At 68.1% G+C, this 15,852-nt stretch carries 13 protein-coding genes and 1 pseudogene; 6 read left to right on the forward strand and 8 right to left on the reverse strand.

The genetic code is table 11. The features are described from left to right. The 8 genes and pseudogenes from HHL15_RS22885 to feoB all read right to left on the reverse strand — a co-directional run. Window positions 1-917 (reverse strand): annotated as a pseudogene (locus HHL15_RS22885) (indolepyruvate ferredoxin oxidoreductase family protein); the annotation flags it as partial. 74 nt (window positions 918-991) lie between these two features. Then, window positions 992-2,203 carry a multidrug effflux MFS transporter gene (locus HHL15_RS22890; protein WP_169148138.1) on the reverse strand — a complete coding sequence of 404 codons (1,212 nt, stop codon included), beginning with the start codon at window positions 2,201-2,203 and terminating at the stop codon, window positions 992-994. Between the two features lie 15 nt (window positions 2,204-2,218). Further along, the gene (locus tag HHL15_RS22895) at window positions 2,219-3,580 is read right to left on the reverse strand and encodes an MFS transporter (RefSeq protein ID WP_169148139.1); all 1,362 of its coding nucleotides are present in this window, start codon (window positions 3,578-3,580) and stop codon (window positions 2,219-2,221) included. Window positions 3,581-3,715: 135 nt separating this feature from the next. Next, entirely contained in the window at window positions 3,716-4,282 is a 567-nt protein-coding gene (locus HHL15_RS22900; RefSeq protein WP_169148140.1) for a flavin reductase family protein, read from the reverse strand. 74 nt (window positions 4,283-4,356) lie between these two features. Further along, window positions 4,357-5,550, reverse strand: coding sequence for an acyl-CoA dehydrogenase family protein (locus HHL15_RS22905; protein ID WP_169148141.1), 1,194 nt, complete (start codon window positions 5,548-5,550; stop codon window positions 4,357-4,359). Window positions 5,551-5,609: 59 nt separating this feature from the next. Next, complete coding sequence (locus HHL15_RS22910; RefSeq protein ID WP_169148142.1) at window positions 5,610-6,548, reverse strand: 3-carboxyethylcatechol 2,3-dioxygenase; 939 nt, start codon at window positions 6,546-6,548, stop codon at window positions 5,610-5,612. A 420-nt stretch (window positions 6,549-6,968) separates the two neighbouring features. Further along, complete coding sequence (locus HHL15_RS22915) at window positions 6,969-7,217, reverse strand: ferrous iron transport protein A (protein ID WP_169148143.1); 249 nt, start codon at window positions 7,215-7,217, stop codon at window positions 6,969-6,971. Window positions 7,218-7,221: 4 nt separating this feature from the next. Further along, entirely contained in the window at window positions 7,222-9,168 is a 1,947-nt protein-coding gene (feoB, locus tag HHL15_RS22920) for a ferrous iron transport protein B (protein WP_169148144.1), read from the reverse strand. Window positions 9,169-9,492: 324 nt separating this feature from the next. On the opposite strand from feoB, the gene HHL15_RS22925 reads away from it, so the two are divergent. The 6 genes from HHL15_RS22925 (at window position 9,493) to HHL15_RS22950 (ending at window position 15,851) form a co-directional block, all read left to right on the forward strand. Continuing rightward, window positions 9,493-10,005, forward strand: coding sequence for a sigma-70 family RNA polymerase sigma factor (locus HHL15_RS22925; protein WP_169148145.1), 513 nt, complete (start codon window positions 9,493-9,495; stop codon window positions 10,003-10,005). Continuing rightward, the gene (locus tag HHL15_RS22930; RefSeq protein ID WP_206198932.1) at window positions 10,002-10,985 is read left to right on the forward strand and encodes a FecR domain-containing protein; all 984 of its coding nucleotides are present in this window, start codon (window positions 10,002-10,004) and stop codon (window positions 10,983-10,985) included. Before HHL15_RS22925 ends, HHL15_RS22930 begins: the two co-directional genes overlap by 4 nt. A 112-nt stretch (window positions 10,986-11,097) precedes the next feature. Then, window positions 11,098-13,587, forward strand: coding sequence for a TonB-dependent siderophore receptor (locus tag HHL15_RS22935; RefSeq protein WP_169148147.1), 2,490 nt, complete (start codon window positions 11,098-11,100; stop codon window positions 13,585-13,587). 13 nt (window positions 13,588-13,600) lie between these two features. Then, window positions 13,601-13,903: a hypothetical protein gene (locus HHL15_RS22940; protein ID WP_169148148.1), complete on the forward strand. Its 303-nt coding sequence runs from the start codon at window positions 13,601-13,603 to the stop codon at window positions 13,901-13,903. Further along, a complete protein-coding gene (locus HHL15_RS22945) occupies window positions 13,900-15,516 on the forward strand; it encodes a PepSY-associated TM helix domain-containing protein (RefSeq protein ID WP_169148149.1) in 1,617 nt (538 codons plus the stop codon). Before HHL15_RS22940 ends, HHL15_RS22945 begins: the two co-directional genes overlap by 4 nt. Beyond that, complete coding sequence (locus HHL15_RS22950; RefSeq protein WP_169148150.1) at window positions 15,513-15,851, forward strand: DUF3325 domain-containing protein; 339 nt, start codon at window positions 15,513-15,515, stop codon at window positions 15,849-15,851. The genes HHL15_RS22945 and HHL15_RS22950 overlap by 4 nt, the downstream gene beginning before the upstream one ends. The last annotated feature ends 1 nt before the right edge of the window (window position 15,852 follow it).

Below are 15,852 nucleotides of genomic sequence, written 5' to 3' on the forward strand. Positions count from 1 at the left end.
GCGTCATCCAGGCCCATCTCGAGGAAGGCCTGCTTGAGGTCGTTGTAGGTCTTGCCGGCGGTGAGGATGCCGAGCCAGGCGTCGCGGTTCTCGAAGACGATGTTGTTGAGCTTGTTGGCGCGGGCGTAGCGCTTCACCACTTCGAGGCGCCGGGTGTAGAGGGATTGCTCCATCTCGAGGGCGTCGGCGCGCACGTTCATGCCGAGGTTCATGCGCGGGGTGAACAGCTGGCCGTCGAATTCCAGGTCGGGGGTGACGAAGTTGAGCCGCTCGGGGGAGACCAGGGCGCTGCCGCTGCCGTCGGCGACGTTGGTGACGATCTTCATGCCCATCCACACACCGGCCATGCGCGACAGGTTGTAGCCGTGCAGGCCCAGGTCGAGGATCTCCTGGACGTTGCCCGGGTAGAGGGAGGGGATGCCGACGTGAAAGAGCATGGGTTCGCTCTGGCTGGCGAGGGACGAGCTCTTGCAGCTGGGGTCGTCGCCGACGATGGCGAGCACGCCGCCGTTCTTGCCGATGCCGGTGTAGTTGGCGTGTTTGAGGGCATCACCGGAGCGGTCCACGCCCGGGGCCTTGCCGTACCACAGGCCGGTGACCCCGTCGAACTTCTGGCCGCCCACGGTGTGCAGCATCTGGGTGCCCCACACGGCGGTGGCGGCCAGGTCTTCGTTGATGCCGTCCACGAAGTGGATGTTCTGCTCGAGCAGGTGCTTCTGCTGCTTGATCAGCGCCGCGTCCAGCATGCCCACCGGGGAGCCCCGGTAGCCCGAGACGAACATCCCGGTCTTGAGACCCCGGCGCGCGTCCGTGCGCACCTGGTCCAGCGTCAGCCGCACGATCGCGTCTATCCCACCCAGGTTGATGATGCCGGTCTCCTGGGTGAATGGGTTGGTCTTCTTTTCTGTCGATGACATCGGATGTCCTTTCTCTCTCATTGATATGCAGGGGCGGTCCCGGGCCTGAGGTCTTGTTGTGTCCGGGGAGGGGGTCAGGGTTGCGGCGTAGCGCTACGCCGGTCGGTCTGCCGGAACAGCAAGAAGCCCAGCACCGAGGTGGTGGCGGTGGCGGCGATGACGCCGGCCATGGGCAGGCCGCTGCCGTCATGCAGATAGCTGACGCCGGCACTGGCGAGCATGCCCAGCCCGAACTGCCCCGACACGAACAGGGCCGCCGCCGCGCCGGTGTTGAGCGGGTAGCGTTCCATCAGCAGGCCGACGCAGTTGGCGCCGAGCAGGCCGGTGACGCTGACCATCAGGAAGAGGCCGGCGATGGTGAGCGGCAGGACGTCGTGCAGAGACACCCCGAGCAGCAGGGTGAGGGCGCCGGCCAGGCCGGTGAGGCAGGCCGCGCCTATCATGCGGACGGCCCCGACCCGGCGCACCAGGCGGGAGTTGGCGTAGTTGGCGGCGAAGATGCCGAGGGCGTTGGTGGCGAACAGCACGCTGTAGGCCCGCGGCGAGAATTGCTGCATCTCGATGAAGTAGTAGGGGCTGGCCGTGATGTAGGCAAACATGCCGGCGAAGGACATGCCACCGGCCAACAGCAGGCCGATGGCGGCCGGGTCGCCGAGCAGCTTGAGGTAGGCCGCGAAGGCCTTGCCCAGCGACAACTGCCCCCGGCGTTCGGGGGGCAGGGTCTCGGGGAGCTGGAAGTACACCGTGGCCAGGCTGAGGATGCCCCACACCAGGATGGCGGCGAAGGTGCCCCGCCAGCCGGCCAGATCGAGGATGACGCTGCCCAGCAGGGGCGACAGCAGCGGCGCGATGGCGGTGATCATGGCCAGCAGGGACAGCTTGCGCAGGGCCTCGGTCTGGGAGAACACATCGCGCACCACGGCCCGCGCCAGCACTGATGCGGCGCCGCCGCCGAGGGCCTGGATGAAGCGCGCGACGATCAGCTGTTCCACCGAGGTGGCGAGCAGGCAGGCCAGGCTGGCCAGCACGAAGAGGCTGATGCCGCTGAGCATCACGCGGCGCCGGCCATGGCGGTCGGAGATCGGCCCGTAGCCGAGCATGCCGATCGAGAAGCCGCCGAGGAAGACGGTGATGGACAGCTGGACGGCTTCCGGGGTGGTATTGAGCCCGGCCCGGATGGCGGGCAGGGCGGGCAGGTAGAGGTCGGTGGCCAGCGGCCCGAAGGCCACCAGCATGCCGAGCAGCAGCAGGAAGCGCCCTTGGGCGGCAGGGTTCCCGGTCGTCACTGGGCGGCCCTCCGGTCAGTGGGCGGCCAGGTGTTCAGCGCCTTTCGGTGTATCGGGCGGAAGATCCGGGTTCTCGGTGAGGCCGCGGTAGGTCCGGTCGAGCAGGATCACGGCGACGCCGGCGACGACCAGCACGGCGGCAAAGAACTGGTAGATGTCCTGGGGCGTCCACGCGGACTTGAGCAGGTAGCCGGTGAAGATCGGGGCGATGATGGCCACGCCGCGCCCGAAGCCGATCATCAGGCCGACACCGGTACCACGCACCGAGGTCGGGTAGATGAAGGGGCTGATCGCGTAGAAGGCCGCCAGGCCGCCGTTGGCGCAGGCGCCCACAGCGAGGGCCAGCACTACGGCGAGGCCGGCGTCGGTGAAGTTGTTGGCGAACAGGGTGTAGGCCAGCGAGCCGGCGAACATGATCAGGGCGGTGACGATGCGCGGCCGGATCACCAGGGTGAGGCCGGCGAAGAGCAGCGAGCCGAGCACCCCGCCGATGGCGATGAGCACGCCGGTGCGCCCGCCCAGGGCGGCGTTGCCGGTGGCGTCGGCGATGAGCTTGGCGGTCCAGGTGTTGGCGAAGTAGAAGGCCGCGGTGAGGCTGGCGTAGCCGAGCCACAGCAGGGCGGTGCGTGGCAGCATGATGCCGCTGAACAAGGCCTTGCTGGCGACATGCATCTCGCTGCTCTCGAGGGGCGGCGGCAGGGCCTTGGCCGGCGGGTAGCCGAGCTTGCCGGCGATCTTGTTGTACTGATCGAGGGCGCCGTCGGGGGCGTTCTCGATCAGGTACTCGATGGATTCGGGCAGGGCGGCGAGCACCCACAGCAGGCTCAGGGCGGTGAGCACGGCGCCGAAGACGAAGGGCGCGCGCCAGCCGAATTCGGCGATGAGGGGGTTGGTGAGGGCGCCGCCCATGGCCACCCCGGCGGGCAGGCCCATGCCGTAGATGCCCATCACCGTGCCACGCCGGGCGTCCGAGCTGTACTCGGAGACGATGATGTTGAGGCTGGAGATGATGGCGCCGATGAACAGGCCGGCAAAGGCGCGGAAGGCGACCAGCTGCCACAGGTCGGTGGCCACGGCGGACAGCCCCATGCCGATGACGATGAGGCTCAGGCACAGGATGATGTGGCGGCGGCGGCCGATGCGGTCGGCGAGGGGCGAGATGAAGGTGGCGCCGATGGCCATGCCGAAGATGCCGGCGCTGAGCAGGTAGCCGACCTCGACCGGGCCGAGGCTCCAGGCCTTGGCAACGTGGGGGGCGACGAAGGCCATGACCAGCACCTCGTAGCCGTCGATCATGCACAGCACGATGCACAGGGCGATCATGCCCATCTGGAAGCGACGCATGGGCTGCGTCAGGATGGCTTCACGTAAATCCATTGTCTTCTCTCCTGCTGTCTGGGCGCGTGCGGGGGAGGTCTTCCCTCCGGCTTGCGGGTGGCCGCGATGGCCGGTCTTCTTATAGTTGTGCGGGGCGCCGGCTGTGCGGCCAGGGCCCCGGCGCTGCGTGCTGTTTTACTGGGGGAGGCGGCGGAAGGCGCCGTTCAGGTAGACCAGGGCTTCGCCGTCGGTGCGCTCGCGCACGGCGAGGACTTCGCACAGGAAGGCGTGGTGGGTGCTCTCGTCAAACATCTTGATGACGCGGCAATCGAAGCTCGACAAGGTGTTGTCGAGCACCGGGGCGCCGCTCACCAGGGTCGTCCAGCTGCCGGTGCCGAAGCGGTCTTCACCCTGCACACCCTCGACCATGCCGGCGAAGACGCGGGCGACATCTTCCTGCTCGCCGGCCAGCACATTGACGGCGAGCGCCGCGCTGGTCTGGATCAGGTTGTTGGCATAGACGTTCTTGTTCACGAAGACCACCAGGCGCGGCGGATCGGTGGTGACCGAGCAGACCGCGGTGGCGGTCAGGCCGGCGCGGTGGGTGCCGTCGGTGGCGGTGATGATGGACACGGCGGCGGCCAGGTGGCGCATGCCGTTGCGTTGTTCGAGCGGGGTGACGAGAGGCAGGTCGGCGAGGGCGGGGGTGGAGATGTCCCGGGCCGGGGTCTGGTGGACGACGTTGCCGGTGAGATCGGTCATGGAAGTTCTCTCTGCGGATCGTTGAAAGAGGGCCCGGCGCACCGGCCGGGCCGCCCGAAGATTCAGACTCGGACTCAGACGCGGACGCCGAAGGGGTTGGCCTTGGGCAGGGGGTTGCCCAGCAACTGGCCGCCCAGCAGGTCGCCGATGTTGTCCTGGTTCTGGGTGATGTGGTTGGTGCCGACCAGCAGGTCGCGCAGCTGGCGCTGCATCGGGCAGTTGAGCCAGACGCCGCGGGTGGAGGTCTTCTTGAAGATCATGTGGGCTGCATCGAAGACTTCACCGCCGGTGAACTGGTTGGTGGCGAAGTGGCGGATGCGGGTGTCGAGGGGCACCAGCTCGCCCTTGGAGGCATAGCCCCAGGCTTCCTCGGTGTTGTGCAGCACGCGGGTGGTGGCGCCGAGGATCTTGGCGTAGGCCTCGCCCAGCTTGCCCTTGATGAAGGGGTCCTGCACGGCGGCGCCGACGGCCTGGTTGAGGTTCTGGCGCGGCACCATGTGCTCGATGTAGAGGTCGACCATGCCGCGGGCCATGCCGATCAGCACCGACGACACGGCGGCGTAGAAGACGTAGAAGAAGGGCATCTTGTAGAGGTTGTTCACGTCGCCGTGGGATTCCTGGTCGTAGGCGCCGATGACGTGGCTGCGGTAGGCGGGGACGAACACGTCGCGGATCGACAGCTTCTTGCTGCCGGTGCCGGCCAGGCCGACCACGTACCAGTCGTCGATGATGTCGAAGTCGGAGCGCTGGACCCAGAAGGAGCGGAAGACCTGCTCGCCGTTCTCTTCGACACGGCCGCCGAGGAAGGCGCCGCCGTCGGCGTGGTCGCAGCCGCTGGAGGTCAGCCACTCGCCGTTGAGCACGTAGCCGCCGTCAACCTTGGTGACGGTGCCGAAGGGGGCGTAGGAGGAGGACACCAGGCGGGTGTTGTCCTGGCCCCACAGCTCGTCGCCGCACTGGGTGGGCAGCAGGCCCACTTCGAAGGGATGCACGCCGAGCACCATCACGTTCCAGGCGCTGGAGGGGCAGCCGCGGGCCAGCTCCATCAGGACCTTGTTGAGCACGTTCGGGTGCATTTCGTAGCCGCCCCACTGTTTGGGCTGGAGGATCTTGAAGAAACCGGCGTCCTTGAACTTCTGGATGGTTTCGCGGGACACCATGCGGGCCTTTTCGCAGGCCTCGGCGCGTTCGCGCAGCCAGGGGATCAGGGCTTCGGCGCGGGCGACGATCTCGGCTTCGGTGGGGATCTGGGTGTCGAGGGTGGTCATGGTCTTGTTCTCCTTTGATATGGGTCGTTGCAGGGCGGTGGGACGGGTGTTCGTGTGGATCAGGCCTGCTCGGCGCTGATCACGCCGTAGCCGGCAATCCATTCGTTGATGGCGCGGTAGTAGTCCTTGCGGGCGCTATAAGGGCCGGTGGCGGCGAGGGCGGCGAAGGCGGCAACCCAGGTGCGGATCTCGTGGGTGGAGCGGCCGGCCGCTTTGGAGATCTCGTCGATCTTGAAATCGTCGATCTCGTCGAGGCGGCGCTCGATCAGCAGGTCCATGAAGGCCTGGTCCCATTCGGCGTTGAGCGGCGTCTGGGCGCTTTCCGGTGTGCCGTAGATCTTGCCGGCGGCGATGGTGCGGGCCTGGCGGGCGGCGCGGGCCTCGGGCGTCGGGTTGCGGCCGGCGATCAGGAAGTTGGCGATCTCGTCGGGCGCGCCGTTGAGCAGCGGCACCGGCGGTTCGTGGGACAGGCCGCCGGTGCCGAGGATCAGCACCCGCTTGTCGAGCTTGGCGAGGAAGCGGCCGACGGCTTCGCCGAGCTTGCGGACGCGGCGGTAGGGGCCGAAGGGCGGGGCCACCGAGTTGATGATGATGGGGATCACCGGGTAGCGGGTGAGGCTGCCGGTCATCTCCTCGAGCGTCTGGGTGCAGCCGTGATCGACCTGCAGGCGGTGCGAGATGGCGATGTCGAGATCGCTGTCGAGGATGTGCCGGGCCAGGTCCAGGGCGGTATCCCGCGGGATCGACAGGGGGCCGGACATGGTCTGGTAGTCACCCACCGAGTCGGCCGCCGTGGCGATGACGAAGGGCGGCATCAGGTCGTAGAACAGGCCGTTGTAGTGGTCCGGGGCGAAGACGATGATCAGTTCGGGGTCGAAGGCCTCGACTTCGGCACGGCTCCGGGCGAGCACGTCGTCCACTTCCTTGACGACGTCCGCGCCCGGATCGTTGAGGCCGCGCAGCGGGGTGTGCGACAGGCATTTGAGCTTGATGGACATGTTTCCTCCTTGCAGGGTGATTTCAGGCAAGCCGCTCCCCTCAGGGGCTCGGGGAGCTCCTGAAAGCAAGGGCGAAGTGATCTGGAACGGGCGTCGCGACGGACGTGAAGCGGGGGGACTAGCTGGAGTCGCTGCGGGGCGTGGTCATCGGTGTCTCCGTATTTATTCTATTTAGCTGAACGCATTCTAGAGACGATCACGGATACAGGAAAATTTTTCCCGAACATGTCCACTGTATGCACAATTCTGTTTTTAAACAGTTTTTTGTGTTTTGTGTGCAGATTTAGGTGGGGCGGGAGGGGAATGCGAGCCGGGCACGCCACGGGATGCGGCGTGCCCGGCAGGCCGGCGTGGGAGCCGGCGGGTTGCGCTACGGAAGGGGATTCCGCAGCACGGTTGGCAGGATGAGCAGTGGCAGGATCAGCGGCTGACCCACACGTGGCGGGCAACGCTGTGCTCCAGGGCCAGCTCGACTTCATCGGCAAGGATCACCGTCATCGGTTTCTGTTGCAGCACGCGGATCGGCCGGTTCTCGGCCAGCCCATAGGCGGTGAGCTGTTCGCGCTGGTGGGGGTCGATCTCGTCGCCGAGGGAGGCCAGGCGGACTTCCTGGCCGGGGGGAATGAAGGCCAACGGTACGAGGGCCTGGTGGTCGGAGTGCTTGCTCATGGTGTCAGGCGAGGGCGCGCAGGGCGATGTTGAAGAGTCCGCCCACCAGGAAGGCGAAGGGCACGATCAGGGCCACCATGGTGGCGGCGGTCTTCACGCCCTGCTCCTTGACCATCATCATCAAGCTGGCGAAGCAGGGGATGAACAGGGTGATGGTGATCATGCCGACCACGGCCTGGATCGAGTCCAGGTGCTCGCTCATGGCGAACAGGCCAGTGGCGCCGAAGTCGCGGCGCAGGAAGCCCATCACGAAGGCGGCGCTGGCCTCCGGCGGCAGGCCGAGCCAGCCGGACACCAGGGGTTCGCCGGCGCGGATGATGGCGGGCAGGACGCCCAGCTTGTCGAGGCTGAACATCAGGAAGGTGCCGACCAGGAACAGCGGGATGACCTCGACCAGGTACCACTTGAGGCGCCCGGCGGTCTTCTTGAGCACGTTGCCGAAGATCGGCAGGCGCATCGGCGGCATCTCGGTGACCAGCGGGATGCGCCGGCCGGGGATCAGCTTGGAGGCCAGGAAGCCAGTGAGCATGAGGATCCCGACCATCGCCAGGGCCCACATCAGCACAGCCTGGAAGGACAGGCTGCCGAGCATGCCGAGCACGACCCCGAGCTGGGCCGAGCAGGGGATCGCCAGGGCCAGCAGGAAGGTGGTGATGAGGCGCTCCCGCGGGCTGTGCAGGATGCGCGTGGTGAGGGTGGCCATGGTGACGCAGCCCAGGCCCAGCACCATCGGTAGCACGGCCCGGCCATTGAGGCCGATGAGGGCGAACAGGCGGTTGGCGATGACCGACAGGCGCGGCAGGTAGCCCGAGTCTTCGAGCACCCCGAAGGCCAGGAAGAAGGTGGTGACGATGGGCAGGATGAGGGCCAGGGCGTAGGTCATGCCCATGGTCCACAGACCGTACTGGCCGACCAGCAGCTCCGACACCCACTTGATGGGCACGTAGGCATCGATGAAGTGGGTCATTGCCGGGTTCAGGATGCCCTCGAAGAGGCCTTCCTCGAGCAGGCCCACCAGGGTGGTGGCCCCGAAGACCCCGACGAACTCATACACCAGGTAGAGGATGCAGAGCAGGATCGGCAGGCCCCAGACGGGATGGACCACCGCCTGGCCGACCCGCTGGCTCAGCAGGGGGGTGCTCCGGATGCTGCGCCTGACCACGCTGCGGGCCAGCACGTCGGCAGCCTCGGTGCGCTCCTTGGCCAGCAGGGTGGGCAGGTCGCCGCCGGCCCGCGCGCGGGCTTCCTGGCGCAGGGTCGCGATGCCGGCGAAGCGGTCGCCGGCATGCTGGCGCATCCACGCCTCGACCTCGTCGTCTCCGCCCAGGAAGAGGATCGCCAGGCCCCGCGCGGCCAGCACGGGGTGGGGGCAGTGTTCGGTGATGGCGGCGGCCACACGCTCGATCTCGGCGTCGAAGGCCTTGTCGTATTGCAGGATGCGCCGCGGTGCGCGGGCATCGGTGAGGTGCCGGGTGAGGGCGCCGACGCCCTTGCCGTCGGTGGCGACGGTGGCTTCCACCGGCACACCGAGCGCTTCCGAGAGGGCCGCCAGGTCGATGCTCACGCCGCGGGCGGCGGCCTCGTCGTGCATGTTGAGGGCCAGCACCAGCGGCGCGCCGAGTTCGGCGAGCAGCGCGGTCAGGGTGAGGGTGCGGCGCAGGTTCTTGGCGTCTCCCACCTGCAGCAGGGCGCGGGTGGGTTCATTGAGCAGGGCCCGCACGGTGGTGCGTTCGTCGTCGCTGCGGGAGGGGAGGGCCAGTACGCCCGGCGTATCGAGGAGCGCGGAGTCCCGGTCGAAGCGGGCGCTGGCACGGGTGACCTCGACCGTGGTGCCCGGGTAGTTGGAGACATTCACATAGGCGCCGGTCAGTCGGTGGAACAGGACCGACTTGCCGACGTTGGGGTGTCCGACCAGCAGGAAGGTGCCGGGGATGCTCAGGGTTCCGCTCATGATCTGCAGGGGCTGATGGGTAATGGATTCGGTGCCTGGGCCGGGAGAGGCCGACGACCGGTTGTTGCGCCGAACTCCCGTTCATGCGCATCAGCGCTGCATGATACTGCAGATCGCAAACGCAAATCATTATCATTGTTGAGGGGTGGAGCCGGCCGCAGCGCCTCAGAGTGAATGTCCGGTGCAGGCCCGCTCCAGTGGGCGAGGGGTCTCCGTGGCCGTTTGACTCCAGGTGCTCTAATTGAAATAATGAGAATCATTCTCAAATTTTAGCCAGCCACGCCCTTTGCGGCCAGCCAGCGAGCCCGTAGCCAGGAGGCTCCCTTGAATACCGCTGCATCATCCGAATCCGTCACCGAGCTTTATCGCGCACATCATGGCTGGCTCAACGGCTGGCTGCGGCGTCGCCTGGACAATGCCAGCGATGCCGCCGACCTGGCGCAGGATGCCTTCCTGCGGATCATCCGTGCCCGCAACGCCGACGCCATCGTCGAGCCGCGGCACTACCTTGCAACCATCGCCAAGGGCCTGGTGGTGGATCTCTTCCGCCGGCGCAGCCTGGAAAGCCAGTACCTCGAACTGCTGGCCCGCCAGCCGGAGCAGGAATGGCCGTCGGAGGAGGCGCGGGCGCTGGTCATCGAGACCCTGATGGAGGTGGACCGGATGCTCGACGGCCTGGGGCCGAGGGTCAAGGAGACCTTCCTGCTGGCCCAGTGCGAAGGACTGAGCTATCCGGAGATCGCCGGGCGGGTGGGGATCTCCCTGCGCACGGTCAATAACTACATGGCGCGGGCCATGGAGCATTGCTGTCTCTACCAGTTGCAGCAGGGCGCATGAGTCTGCGAAGTCCTGCTCCGGCCCGTGACGAGCGCGAAGCGATCCGCGCCGCCGCCGCATGGTATGCCCGGCTGGCGTCCGGGAAGCCCGACGATGCCCTGAGGCAGGCCTGGAGTGGCTGGCTCGCTGCGTCGGAGCTGCATCGCCAGGCCTGGCAGCGGGTCGAGGCGGTATGTGGGCAGTTCGGCCAGTTGCCCGGCCCGCTTGCGGGGCCGGCGTTGCGGGGCGTGTCGGGCCGGCGGCGGGCCATCCTGAACGGCCTGCTGCTGCTGGGCGCCGCGGCGCCGCTGGCCTGGCAGCTGGAGCGCAGCCAGGCACTGGGCAGCTGGCAGGCCGCCCAGCAGACCCGGGTCGGCGAGCGTCGCCCCTTGTCCCTGGCCGATGGCAGCCTGCTGGTGATGGACACCGACAGCGCCCTCGATCTGGCCTTCGACGCCCGCCAGCGCCTGATCCACCTTCACCAGGGCCGGATCCTCGTCACCACGGCCGGGGCCTCCCGCCTGGCGGCCGAGTATCGGGACAGCCCCCTGCGGGTCCGCACCCGCCACGGCGAGGTTGAAGCCCTCGGCACGCGCTTCGTGGTTCGAACCGGCAGTGAGGCGAGCCAGGTGGCTGTGCTGGAGGCACGGGTCCGCGTCACGCCGGCAGCCGGCAGCCGGACCGGGGTGCTGCTCGAGGCGGGCCAGCAACTCGACTTCGGCATCCAGGAGGTGGGTGATGCCAGGCGCGCCGCGCCGGCGGCGAGTGCCTGGACCGACGGCAGCCTGGTGGCGGTGGATATGCCGCTGGGTCAGTGGGTGGCGGAGCTGGGGCGTTATCGGCGCGGCATCCTGCGCTGCGATCCGGCCATCGCCGGGTTGCGGGTGTCGGGCGCCTATCCCCTCGACGATACCGATCAGGCGCTGCGCATGCTGGTCGACACCTTTCCGGTGCGCAGCGTGCTGCGCACGCGTTACTGGGTGTCCATCGAGGCCGCCTGACACGGCCACGGCCCGCGCAGCGGCGCAGCACTTTTTTTTGGGGGAAGGTGCACGATTGCCGCCCCTGGATCGGCCCCCGGGTAGAGCCACCTCATCTACCCGAGTGAACACCATGCCGAATCGACGTCCGTCCAAGTTCCCCTCTGCCTCCCGAGCCTCGCGCAGCGCGCCCGCCCGGGTCCTGCGCGGTACTGTGCTGGGGCTGCTGGCTGCAGGTTTGATGCCCGTACCACAGGCCTTCGCCGCGGAGGGGGGCGCCCCGCTGTCGCCTGCCGCCGCCCGCCAGTTCGACCTGCCCGCCGGCCGCCTGAGCGAGGTGCTGGCACGCTACGCAGCAGAGGCGGGCGTTGCCTTGTCCTTTGATGCGGCGGGTCTGCGCCATCTGCAATCGCCTGGCCTGAAGGGGCGTTACAGCGTCCAGCAGGGTTTCGAGCGCCTGCTCGGGGAGTCCGGTCTGCAGGCCGTGGATCAGGGCGGAGGCAGCTACCGCCTGCAGGCCCTCCCCAGACCGGCGGCCGACGGGGCCACCCTCCAGGCCGTCACGGTGCGCGCGGTCGCGGTCTCCGACGGGACCACCGAGGGCAGCGGCTCCTACACCACCCGCTCGATGCAGACGGCCACCCGGCTGCCCCTGTCGATCCGCGAGACGCCCCAGTCGGTGTCGGTGATCACCCGACAGCAGATGGACGACCAGGGGCTGATCCAGCTTACCGACGTGGTCCGCCAGACCGCCGGCATGACCGTCAGCCAGGGTGGGAACCTGGGTTCCGATTCGAGCCCCATCTACTCCCGCGGCTTCGAGGTGGAGAACTACCTGGTGGACGGCATCGGCCATCTGCACAGCAACTACAGCAGCATCTACCAGAGCAATGACATGGCCTTGTACGACCGGGTCGAAGTGGTGCGCGGCGCAACGGGGCTGATGAACGGCATCGGGCTGCCCAGCGCCACCATCAACCTGATCCGCAAGCGTCCGGCCCGCGAGCTGCAGGGCAGCGTCCGGGTAGAGGCGGGATCCTGGGAGCATTACCGGGCCGAGGCCGACGTGTCCCTGCCGATCGAGGAGGGCGGGCGCCTGCGCAGCCGCTTCGTCGCCGCGCAGCAGGAAAACGGCTCCTACATCGACCGGCTGAAGGAGAGGAAGAAGATCCTCTACGGCGTCTTTGAAGCCGAGCTGTCGCCCAGCACCCTGGCCGCCTTCGGCCTGACCTACCAGGAGCATGAGGCGACCGGCCATTCCCGGGGTGGGCTGCCCCTGTTCTACACGGATGGCACGCGGACCCGCTGGAAGCGTTCGGATTCGGCGGCGGCCGCCTGGGCCTATTCCAGCCGCGAGAGCGTGGCCCTGTTCGCCTCGCTGGAGCACCGTTTCGACAACGAGTGGGCGCTGAAGGGTGTGTACTCCTACGACCACACCCGCTTCGACGAGCAGGTGGGCTATGCGGCCGGCGGCTTCCCCGACAAACTCACCGGTGTCGGCATCAACCTGTACGGCGGGCGCTGGGCCGGCCCCCCTACCCAGAACAGCCTGGACCTGAGCGCCCGCGGCCCCTTCACGGCCTTCGGGCGCAAGCACGACCTGGTGCTGGGGGCGACCCTGTCCCACACCCTGCAGGATTCGGAGTCCTACCACCTGTGGTACATCCTGCCGGTGGGCAACATCCGTGAATGGAACGGCCGTACGCCGGGCAGGCCGGACAACTCCGTCAAGGGCGACTTCAACTACAGCGAATACACCCGCAGCGCTTACGCCACCACCCGCCTGCGCATCACCGAGCCCTTGTCCGTGATCCTCGGTGGGCGCACCACCAGCTGGGGTGACAAGAAGTACAACAGCAGCTACGCCACCGGCGAGAGCTCGACCGAGAGGCGCGAGTGGGGTGACCGCTTCACCCCCTATGCGGCGCTGGTCTATGAGATCGACCGGCAGTGGTCGGCCTATGGCAGCTTCACCAACATCTTCAAGCCCCAGAGCAACAAGGACGCCACCGGCAAGTCCATTGACCCCCTGCTCGGCAATGCCTACGAGCTGGGCGTCAAGGGCGAGCTCTACGGCGGCCGGCTGAACGTGGCGGCGGCGGTCTACAAGATCCAGCAGGACAACTACGCGGTGTCCCTGCCCGGGGTGCTGGCACCCGATGGCTCCCAGGCCTACCGGGCGGCCTCCGGTACCGAGACCCGCGGTTTTGAAGTGGAGGCCAGCGGCCAGCTGGCCCGCAACTGGCAGGCCGCCTTCGGTTTCTCGCGCAACCTGACCCAGGATCGCGACGGCAAGCTCCTCAACACCAACGTGCCGCAGAACACCCTGAAGTTGTTCACCACCTACCGCCTGCCCACCGTCGGCAACGGCCTGCGGGTCGGCGGCGGGGTGCGCTGGCAGAACCGGACCTGGTCCGACTTCAGCTGGGTGGCCGGTTCGCCGAGGGTCACCCAGGAAGGCTACGCGCTGGTGGACCTGACGGCGCACCTCAACCTGGCGAAGCAGCTCACCGCCTCGATCAATCTCTACAACCTCTTCGACAAGACGTATCACACCAACTCGTCGTCGTCCTACTACGGTGAGCCGCGCAGCCTGCGGGTTGGCCTGAACTACCTGTTCTGATCCGGGAGGCGTGATGAATCCATCTCCTGCGGCCGGCCAACCCGGCGCCTCGGTGCTGTCACGGGTCCTGGCGGCGGTTTTCGGCGGCTACCTGCTGGCCTCCGCCGCGGTGGTCCTGCTCAGCCATCTCCTGCCCACGTCCGTACCGGAGGCGGTGCTAGGGGCGACCCTGTTCGGTTTCGCCATCCACGTGGCTGCCGTGATCGGCGTATTCGCGGCCGCCAGCGCCCGCCGGGCGTGGGGCGCGCTGCTGGCATCGACCGCGCTGATGGCCGGGCTCGCGGCCCTGTTCCAACTATTCGGAGCGCAACCATGAAATCCACCTTCCGCCAGTCCATGGCCTGGCTGCATACCTGGGGCGGCCTGTGGCTCACCTGGGTGCTGTTCGCCATCTTCCTGACCGGCACCCTGGGGGTCTTCGACGATGCGATCTCCCACTGGATGCGCGACAAGGGGCGCGCCGAGGCCGCCCCCGCCCTCGATGCCGAAGCGCGCGCCGGTGCGCTCCGGGCGGCCCAGGCCTTCCTGGCACGGGAGGCGCCCCAGGCCGAGTTCTGGAGCATCGGCCTGCCCGGCGAGGAGGACCCGGCGCTGCAGCTGTTCTGGCAGAGGGATGAGGGCCAGCCCGTCGAGAACCGGCGCCTCGACCCTGTCAGCGGCGAGGTGCTGCCCCGTTCGCAAGTGCGCGAAACCGAGGGTGGGCACCATTTCGTGCACATGCATTTCGAGTTCCACGCAGGCAAGGCGGGCATCTGGCTGGTCGGGATCGCCACCCTGGCCATGCTGGTGGCCCTGGTGTCGGGCATCGTCGTGCACAAGAAGATCTTCACCGACTTCTTCACCTTCCGGCCGGGCAAGGGCCAGCGTTCCTGGCTGGACGGCCACAACGCCCTGGGCGTGCTGACCCTGCCCTTCCTGTTCATGATCACCTATACCGGGCTGATCATCTTCTGGGCCACCTACATGCCGGCCGGCATCCTGGCCCGCTACGACGGCGACCGGGAGGCCTTCTTTAGCGCCCTCACCGAAGGGCCGGCCCCGCGACCCGAACAGCATGTGGCGGCAACCGTGCTGCCGATGAGTCCGCTGCTCCCGGTGGCGGAGCAGGCCCTGGCCCGCGAGGCCGCCTTCGTGGTGGTCAACCATGCGGGCGACCGCAGTGCCGCAATACGGGTTTTCGGGCGTTTCGATCCGGATGCCGACAGTGACCGCCTGGTGGGCCGCAGCAGCGGACGCGTGCAGTTCGACGCAGTGAGCGGCGAGCTGCTCGACGTGCAGCGCCCCAACACCACCCGCGGTGGTGAGGTGCTGGCCGTCCAGCGCACCATGAATGCACTGCACTTCGTCCGCTTCGGTGGCTATCCACTTAAATGGCTGTACTTCATCAGCGGCATGGCGGGGGCGGCCATGCTGGCCACCGGCGCCATCCTCTTCGTGGTCAAGCGCCGGCGCCGTGGCGACGAGGCCTTCGGTGCGGCCACGCCGCGGGTCATGCGGGTCATCGAGGCCCTCAACGTGGCCGGCATCGTCGGGCTGGGGCTGAGCTGCGTGGCCTACCTGTGGATCAACCGTCTCCTGCCCCTCGGCATCGATGCGCGGGCGGCGTGGGAGATCCGCCTGTTCTTCGCCGTGTGGCTGCTCAGCCTGCTCCACGCGGGGCTGCGGCCGCCGCTGCGGGCGTGGAGTGAGCAGCTCCTCGCCGCGGCCCTGCTGTGCCTGGGGCTGCCCCTGGTGAATGCGTTGAGCACCGGCGACCACCTGCTGGCCGCCTTGCTGCGGGACGACTGGGAGAGCGCCGGCGTCGAGCTGACGGTGCTGGCCTTCGGCATCCTCTTCGTGCTGGCCTGGCGACGCCTCAGGGCCCGCCTGCACGCCGTCGCCGTCGCGCCCTTGATCCCCGGGCCCGATCGCGGAGGGGCACTGACATGAGCGTCGCCCTCCCTGTCCTTGCAGCCCTGCTGCTGTGCCACGCCGCCCTGTCCAGCCTGTGCCTCGCCATGGACCGCCATCACGCCCAGGTCTTCGGACGCAAGCCGGCAGCGTGGCTGGCGCACGCCCTGCGGGTGGCGGGCTGGAGCCTGCTCGGCCTGGCCCTGGGGTATTGCGGCCGGCACTGGGGCTGGGCCATCGGGCCGGTGGCCTGGTTCGGCTTCCTCTCGGCCGCCGCCCTGGCCCTGGTGTTCGCGCTGCCCTATGCATCCCGCCTGACAGGCCGGCTGGCCGTGGCCAGCCTGGCCGGCGGACTGGTGCTGATGTTCTCTTGAT

Origin of the sequence: Zoogloea dura (assembly GCF_012927165.1) — a bacterium.
Lineage (GTDB): Bacteria > Pseudomonadota > Gammaproteobacteria > Burkholderiales > Rhodocyclaceae > Zoogloea > Zoogloea dura.